The organism is Oleiphilus sp. HI0067 (assembly GCF_001635735.1).
Genome location: NZ_LWFI01000054.1, coordinates 1 through 753, shown reverse-complemented (window position 1 = coordinate 753; position 753 = coordinate 1). Strand labels below are relative to the sequence as shown.

At 44.5% G+C, this 753-nt stretch carries 2 protein-coding genes; both read left to right on the top strand.

What is annotated here, in order from left to right:
• Positions 1-196 (top strand): flagellar biosynthesis anti-sigma factor FlgM (gene flgM / locus A3739_RS01000; protein ID WP_068499827.1); only part of this gene is annotated, 196 nt, incomplete at its 5' end.
• 26 nt (positions 197-222) lie between these two features.
• Complete coding sequence (locus A3739_RS00995; RefSeq protein ID WP_068499824.1) at positions 223-729, top strand: flagella synthesis protein FlgN; 507 nt, start codon at positions 223-225, stop codon at positions 727-729.
• Positions 730-753: the final 24 nt, after the last annotated feature.

Genomic DNA, 753 nt, shown 5'->3' with positions numbered 1-753 from the left:
CCCTGCTCCTCAGGCCAGTTCCGCTCAAGTTAGCTTAAGCAACACTGCTCAGATTCTTAGCCGAGCAGAGAACTCTCTCAAATCTGAGCCAGATGTTGATGCTGCGCGCGTTGCAGAACTACGCGCGTCGATTGAAGACGGAACATACAAATCAAACACTGAAAACATGGCTCAAAAAATGCTTGATCTCGAATAGATTTATTCTTTTCGAGGCAAGCACTAATGGCTAACACCCCTTCTTCATTCGAACAACGCAAACCTGCCCTCTGTAAACAGCTGAAGCAACTTATCGATAAAGATCTTTCTGATCTTGATCAATTGCATAAGACACTTTTAAACGAAGCCCAAGCTCTGAAAGATCGTAACAGCACCGAAATTGAAGTCATCGCAAAAACCAAAGGCACACTAGTTAAGAACATTGAAGATCGAGCTCGCGCCAAAGNTAAGCTCATCACTGCCTCTGGAGCACCTATCGAAGCTGGAAAAGTAAAGATGGGGATAGACGCGCTTGGTGACGCGGAGCTGTCAACTCTTTGGTCGCAATCACTTAATCAACTCGAACAGTGCAAGGAATTAAACCAAGTAAACGGTTTAGTCATTGAGCGCTCACGATCGCGAAATCAAAAAATTATGGATATGGTTCGAGGCAAACATCAAAAACCAAAGCTTTACGGTGAGAAAGGCGGCGAAAGCACGTACTCCGGCACTAACAGAATCGCAAAAGCATAAAACTGTATAGCTTTTAAGCAACCC